The organism is Spartinivicinus poritis (assembly GCF_028858535.1).
GTDB lineage: Bacteria > Pseudomonadota > Gammaproteobacteria > Pseudomonadales > Zooshikellaceae > Spartinivicinus > Spartinivicinus poritis.
This window is the reverse complement of sequence record NZ_JAPMOU010000055.1, coordinates 25,631-32,024: the sequence shown is the minus strand read 5'-3', so window position 1 is coordinate 32,024 and position 6,394 is coordinate 25,631. Positions and strand designations below refer to the sequence as shown.

Sequence of the window (6,394 nt, the reverse complement as noted above, 5' to 3'; positions counted from 1 at the left end):
ATTTGTAGCGCTGAGAACACCTCCGCTACCAGGTAAGCTACTAAATATAGCTTAGGCATGATGATAATTAGGTAAATGTTTGTAGCGATTAGCTGAACTATAACCTACCCCAATATCACAGTATTGGCTGCTTAGTATTGCAGCTCTGTGTCCTGAGCTGTTCATCCATAGCTCCATTGCTTGCTCTGCTGTTGAAGCGCCTGCTGCTATATTTTCTCCTGCCCGACTGTATTGGTAGCCTTGGGCTTTAATTCTATCGAAAGGGGATCTTCCATCACGGCTGGTGTGGCTAAAATAATTATTTTTTGCCATGTCTTCAGAGTGAAGCCGTGATGATCTTGCTAGTTTAGTATCATAATTGTAGGGATAAAGATTACTGGCTGAGCGCTCTGAATTAACGATTTCATAGACCCGTTGCTCTTTGGTTTCATCGATTTGATTCGACCAGCTTTCAATAACGTTGGGTTCTACTACTTCACGTAGAAGCTGTTGGCCATTAAAATAGTGGATAAAAAAAGTTCTTCCAAAAACTTTAACTTTCCCTGAAATACTTGTGGCAGAAATAGCAAGAATGACAGAGCTGTTTGCGATACCTTCAACAGAGCCTACCCATAAATCACTGAGCAATATATCATGAATTATTTTTCCCCGATTAGCAGTAATTGACATGTTATCAAAAAGCATAATTTTTATTTGCGTTAAATTTTCTACGTCTGAGGCTAGAAAATCCGTACTTATTGTAATTAATTTTTCTTGAATGATATTAGGATTAGGATTTTGAAAGATGTGATTATAATTTCCGTTTGCTTCTTGAATAAGGTCTACTGCTTGAGCATTAATGGTTGGTGAAACTAGTACTAGAAATGGTGTTAAAAGATGACGCAATATTTTCATATATCCTCCATGATATAAGAAAGCTTTTTACAGTTAAAAAATTACGGTAAAACTAGCTTGGTGATATATAGCTTGTTAGCTTGGGGCGATAGGCTGGTAACTATTTATCTTCCTGAAGAAATTATAGGCAGAGTTAATTGCTTCTAAGCTATAGGTGAGTGATGTGGTTCACGTTGTTATTGTAACAATATGCGATATATTAAAAGCGTTTTTGTCGTTAAGTTTTATTTATCTTTCCCCTAGTGATATAGAAGACATTACCTGGTCAAAATACTGCGTTGCCTTGGGGTTTAACTTCACTATAAATAGCCTGTCTGTAAATTGTTTGTGAGCAGCCATAATTTTTACTCCTTCTGTTTCATTAAAGCCTGCTACAACAGTCCAACCGTCTTTTTTATATTTTCTAAACTCAGTGTCTTTGGCGGGTTGATCTTTTATGCCGTACATAACCACTGCTGCGGCATAATCTACTGGTAATTGCTTTGGTAGCTCACTAATAGAAGTATCGAATACATACTCAAAAGCACTGGTTGTGCCTTCCATTTTTTCAGTTACATAGAATGAAAAGGCTGAGCCATCTTCAAGTAATGCTGCTAGTCCAGAGTCAGAACCAAAAGAGCGAACCGCTTTATCTGGTGGTGGTAAGATAAATGTAAACAATAGGTTTCCATAAATCAGCCCTTTTGCTTCAACGGGAGCAGGCCACTCTGTGGGCTTGGCTATCTTCTGGCACTTTGTAATATCTCTACACAGTAGGTCTGGTATTGTTTGGTCGGGTGCTGGGGTTATTTGCTCTGCCCAGATTGAGCTTGCTAGCGAAGAAAATACAAAACTTAATAATAGCTTTGTTATTTTGGTGGGCTTGTTGCTTTTGTATGCATCTCTTGTTGTAGTCATTCTATACTCTTCGCGAATGATTTTTAGGGTTTGTTGTCATCGCTCTTCACCCTAATCATTTATAAAAACATAAACTCATAGGGCTTCATCGCTTGACGGCCGTCCCTAAAAACCATTCGCTTTGACTATAAGTTACATGGCTTCGGCTTGTTTTGCTGTTTTATACTATCAAAGGTGTTTAAGGGGGATAAGGGCCTGTGTAACAAACAGATAATGACAGGCTAATTAAACATTAGCGTATTGTTCATTCTGTCCTAACCAGCGGGTGACCAAAGGCTCGACAGTGTCTGGGTGGGTCGAAATAAGCTGCTCAGCGGTATTTTTTACCAGCGGTAGCAGGTGGGCATCTTGTTCAAGACTCGCTATTTTAAACTGCATTAGGCCCGTTTGGCGGGTGCCTAATACTTCCCCTGGGCCTCGTAATTCCAAGTCTTTTTCGGCAATAGCAAAGCCATCGTTGGTCTCGCGCATTATTTCCAGTCGTGCTCGGCCGTGCTTTGACAAAGGTCGATGATAGAGTAATACACAATAACTGTCGGTTGATCCCCGGCCTACTCGGCCACGCAATTGGTGGAGCTGAGCCAGACCAAGCCGCTCGGGGTTTTCAATAATCATTAAGCTAGCATTGGGTACATCAACACCTACTTCAATCACAGTGGTTGCTACCAATAAATTTAAGTTATTGGCCTTAAATTCAGCCATGATGGCGGCTTTTTCACTAGCTTTCATCCGGCCATGAATAAGGCCAATGCTTAGGTCTGGTAACTCTTCGCGTAATTGCTCTGCAGTAGCTTCTGCGGCCTGGCATTGAAGGGCTTCGGACTCTTCAATTAATGTGCACACCCAATAAGCTTGACGGCCGTTTTGGCAGGCATACTGTACCCGTTGGATAACATGAGGACGACGAGAGTCTTCGATAGCAACCGTAGTAACAGGCGTTCGCCCAGGAGGCAGTTCATCAATAACGGAGCAGTCTAAATCGGCATAGGCACACATGGCTAAGGTGCGGGGGATAGGGGTGGCAGTCATAATAAGCTGGTGTGGCTTAGTCTGGCCATTTTCGCCTTTACTCATTAATGACAAGCGTTGATGAACGCCAAACCGATGTTGCTCATCCACTATCACTAGGGCTAACTGCTTAAATTGTACGTCATCCTGAAAAATCGCATGGGTGCCAACTACTATGTGGGCTTCACCTGAAGCAATACTTGTCAGTTGTTCAGCCCGCTTTTTTCCTTTTAACTTGCCTGCTAACCAGGAAACCTTCAGACCTAAAGGCGTTAGCCAAGTAGTGAAGTTATTCAGGTGTTGTTCTGCTAAAATTTCCGTTGGCGCCATAACAGCAGCCTGGTAGCCATTGGCCACGGCTTTTAAGGCAGCCATCACAGCAACCATGGTTTTACCTGAACCTACATCACCTTGTACCAGTCGTAACATGGGCGCTGGTTTTGCTAAGTCGGCATTAATTTCGTTGATAACCCGTTGTTGGGCACCTGTTAGTTTAAAGGGCAGGTTATTACCCAACGTCTGTTGTAGATCTTGCCCTGTAGCCAGTGGGTAGCCTGGTATTTTCTGGGCTTTTTGACGTAACCGTAGCAAACTGAGCTGATGGGCTAGTAACTCTTCATACTTCAACCGTTGTTGAGCAGGGTGTTTTCCTTCAGTGATAAGGTGATGGGGTGTTTCTGGTGGTGGTTGATGAAGCAACATAATCGCATCAATCAGCGAGGCAATTTTAAATCGGCGTTGGATATCATTGGGTAATAACTCCGTTAACCCATGTTGGTTGTTCAACATATCTAAAGCCAGTGAACAAAGGCCTCGAATACGTTTTTGGCTTAAGCCTTCAGTGGTTGGATAAATAGGGGTTAAGTGCTCTTCAACAGGTAATGGCTGGTCACTATTCAGCAGTTGATATTCTGGGTGGTAAAGCTCATAGCCACTACTGCCATGGCGAACTTCACCAAAGCAACGAATTTCAGCACCTGTTGTTAAATTGTTTTTTTGACTGGCAGTAAAGTGGAAAAAACGTAAAGTCACAATGCCAGAGCTATCTTGAACTTGGCACATTAAGCTCTTGCGTTTGCCAAAAGCTATCTGCGTTTTTTGGATTGTGCCTTGGATTACAACTTCGTGACCAAATTGTAGTGCACCTATGGCAGTAATTCGCGTGCGATCTTGGTAACGTAAAGGAAGATGAAATAGTAAATCTTGAGCTGTATAAATGTTTAGCTTAGCCAGCTTTTCAGCCAAACTTGCACCCACACCTTTGAGTTGTGTAGTGGGGACTTGATGTAAGTCATTTGCCATTATAAATCAGCCGCAAAACAGTTAGTCTAGTCGCTTACAGAACACAACCGTAAAGCATCAGCTAATACATCAATTGCCTTAGGCCTGGGGAAACTTACCCGCCAAGCTAACGCTACAGTTCGGTAAGGTGGTGGAGACTTAAAAGGGCGAGTGGCGAGCATCCCTCTGGCATAGTGGCCGTCATGCACAGCAGAGTGAGGTAACACGGTAATCCCCATTCCAGAAGCAACCATATGACGAATTGTTTCAAGTGAGCTGGCTTCAACACTGGTTTGTGTCTTTGTCGCTTTATCTGCTGTTTGGGCTAGTGCTGGGCATAGCTCCAGTACCTGATCGCGGAAACAATGTCCTTCACTTAATAGTAATAAGTCCGTTTCAGCCAAGTGTTCCGGATTAACCACTTTAAGCCGGGTATAGCGGTGGTTAGCAGGCATTAAGACTGTAAACGGCTCGTCGTATAACGGTTTGGTAACAACATCTGGTTCGGTGAAAGGGAGTGAGATGATAATGGCATCTAACTCCCCTTTACGCAGTTTTTGTCTTAATACTGCAGTAAAGTTTTCTTCAATATAAAGTGGCATTTCAGGTGCTACTTTATGCAGCTGTGGTACTAAATGAGGGAATAAATAAGGCCCAATGGTAAAGATGGCACCTACCCGCAAAGGGCTGCTTAGCTGGTTTTTACCTGCAGAAGAAATATGCTTAATGGTAGTAGCTTCTTCAAGCACTTTTTGGGCTTGCTCTACTATCTTTTGCCCTAGAGGAGTTACATGTACGGCATTTTTGGTGCGCTCAAAAATAGCGACACCCAGTTCATCTTCCAGTTTTTTCACGCCAACGCTTAAGGTGGGCTGGCTAACAAAACATCGCTCAGCTGCACGGCCAAAGTGCTGCTCCTGAGCAAGCGTAACAATGTATTTAAGTTCAGTCAGAGTCATGACAGGCTACTTTTGGTTTTTGGTGTGCGCTACTTGTTTAGCTTACTTAGCGCTATTTGCTTGTTTAAGCTATTTAATACTTACTAACATACCGTATATGTCAACTTAACACAGTATGGTATTTTGCGTAACTTTATGCTGTATGTATAAACAGTACTATGCTATTTTGCCTAAATAAAAACTACAACTACTTTTGTGTAGTTAGTTAATGTTTAGTTTGGCGGTCATAGCATGGCTTAAGTACCGGTTATCATACTATTAAAAAAATCAATCAGTTTTCTATTTATAGTAGACATTTTTTAGAAGAATCATGCAATGGTAGATCAAAAAAGTTGCTTAATTGTTGGTTGTGGAGATATAGGTACGCGCTTAGCTAAATTGATGTTTTCAAAAGGGTTTAAGGTATGGGGTGTAAGAAGAAATACTGATTTATTACCAAGTGATATAAATCCTGTTACATCGGATATTGCTTCAGAAAGAACCTTTTTAAACTGGCCTGTGTGTGACTATGTGGTTTACAGTGTTGCAGCAAGCGAGCGTTCTGATGAGGGTTATCGCCAAGCCTATGTGAAAGGGCTTGCTAACTTACTTAGTTGGATGGAGAAAACAAAGCAAAATACTCGTCGCTTGTTGTATGTTTCAAGCAGTCGAGTTTATCACCAACAGGAAGATGAGTGGGTGACAGAAGCCAGTGAAACATTACCTACCGGTTTAGGTTTGCGGTTGTTAGAAGCAGAACAATTGCTGAATAGTACTGATATTCCAACTACAGCAGTGCGTTTTTCGGGTATTTATGGTCCAGGAAGAGAATATTTACTTAAGCAGGTAAGGGCGGGATATGGGATTGTTGGCGCTAATGACCCATATACTAATAGAATTCATCAAGATGATTGTGCAGGTATTTTGGCTTATTTAATTGAGCAGGATAGTCTGGGGGTGCAATTGGCCGAATGCTATAATGGTGTAGATAATCATCCAGCGAAATTGAGTGAAGTGACAAGCTGGTTAGCCACCCAGTTAAACACAATACCAACTTTACCACTCAGTCGATCAACTGGTAGTAGTAAGCGATGCAGTAATCAGCGACTGTTAGATTTGGGGTATCAGTTCAAATACCCAGATTATAAAGCTGGCTATCAGGAAATAATTAATAAGATGACATAAGCCTAAGAGGCATAGTTGCATTTTATTGATATATCACTTAAAGTTCGCGCAACTATGCCCAATGCGGTGTAGGATTTTTAGATGTGTAGAGAAATCAGCATAAAAATGGAGGTAAAACATGCAAACACAAACCACTAATCAACAAATTAAAATGAATAGACAAGGCAGCAAGGTTACTTGTGGCTAGGCAT

Annotated in this window: 5 protein-coding genes; 1 reads left to right on the top strand and 4 read right to left on the bottom strand. The window is 41.7% G+C overall.

Translation table 11 applies throughout. The features are described from left to right. Positions 1–51 precede the first annotated feature (51 nt). The 4 genes from ORQ98_RS24905 to ORQ98_RS24890 all read right to left on the bottom strand — a co-directional run bounded on the left by ORQ98_RS24905 (position 52) and on the right by ORQ98_RS24890 (position 5,039). Positions 52–894, bottom strand: coding sequence for a CAP domain-containing protein (locus ORQ98_RS24905; RefSeq protein ID WP_274691534.1), 843 nt, complete (start codon positions 892–894; stop codon positions 52–54). Between the two features lie 228 nt (positions 895–1,122). Then, a complete protein-coding gene (locus ORQ98_RS24900; protein ID WP_274691533.1) occupies positions 1,123–1,791 on the bottom strand; it encodes a hypothetical protein in 669 nt (222 codons plus the stop codon). Positions 1,792–2,016: 225 nt separating this feature from the next. Further along, on the bottom strand, positions 2,017–4,101 hold the full coding sequence (gene recG, locus ORQ98_RS24895; protein ID WP_274691532.1) for an ATP-dependent DNA helicase RecG: 2,085 nt from the start codon (positions 4,099–4,101) through the stop codon (positions 2,017–2,019). Between the two features lie 26 nt (positions 4,102–4,127). Beyond that, positions 4,128–5,039 carry a hydrogen peroxide-inducible genes activator gene (locus ORQ98_RS24890; protein WP_274691531.1) on the bottom strand — a complete coding sequence of 304 codons (912 nt, stop codon included), beginning with the start codon at positions 5,037–5,039 and terminating at the stop codon, positions 4,128–4,130. A gap of 315 nt (positions 5,040–5,354) precedes the next feature. Here ORQ98_RS24890 and ORQ98_RS24885 point away from each other — a divergent pair, with 315 nt between their 5' ends. Then, on the top strand, positions 5,355–6,203 hold the full coding sequence (locus ORQ98_RS24885) for an NAD-dependent epimerase/dehydratase family protein (RefSeq protein ID WP_274691530.1): 849 nt from the start codon (positions 5,355–5,357) through the stop codon (positions 6,201–6,203). Positions 6,204–6,394: the final 191 nt, after the last annotated feature.